This window comes from Seonamhaeicola marinus (genome assembly GCF_008085455.1).
Genome location: NZ_VSDQ01000849.1, coordinates 1 through 381, shown reverse-complemented (window position 1 = coordinate 381; position 381 = coordinate 1). Strand labels below are relative to the sequence as shown.

Genomic DNA, 381 nt, shown 5'->3' with positions numbered 1-381 from the left:
AGATCCTACATTTACAGTTAGAACAGATGAGGCTTCAGGTCAAACAATTATTTCTGGTATGGGTGAGCTTCACTTAGATATTATTGTAGATCGTTTAAAGCGTGAGTTTAAAGTTGAAGTAAACCAAGGTCAACCTCAAGTAGAGTATAAAGAAGCTATTACACAACGTGCTGAACACAGAGAAGTTTACAAAAAACAATCTGGTGGACGTGGTAAATTCGCAGATATTGTATTTACAGTGGAGCCTGCAGAAGAAGGTAAACAGGGTCTTGAATTTATTTCAGAAATTAAAGGTGGTAACGTTCCTAAAGAATTTATCCCTTCAATTGAGAAAGGATTCAAAATGGCTATGACTAATGGTCCATTAGCTGGTTATGAAGT

1 pseudogene is annotated in these 381 nt (G+C 36.2%); it reads left to right on the top strand.

The window, feature by feature from the left end:
- Positions 1-381, top strand: a pseudogene (gene fusA / locus FUA24_RS23845) (elongation factor G); the annotation flags it as partial.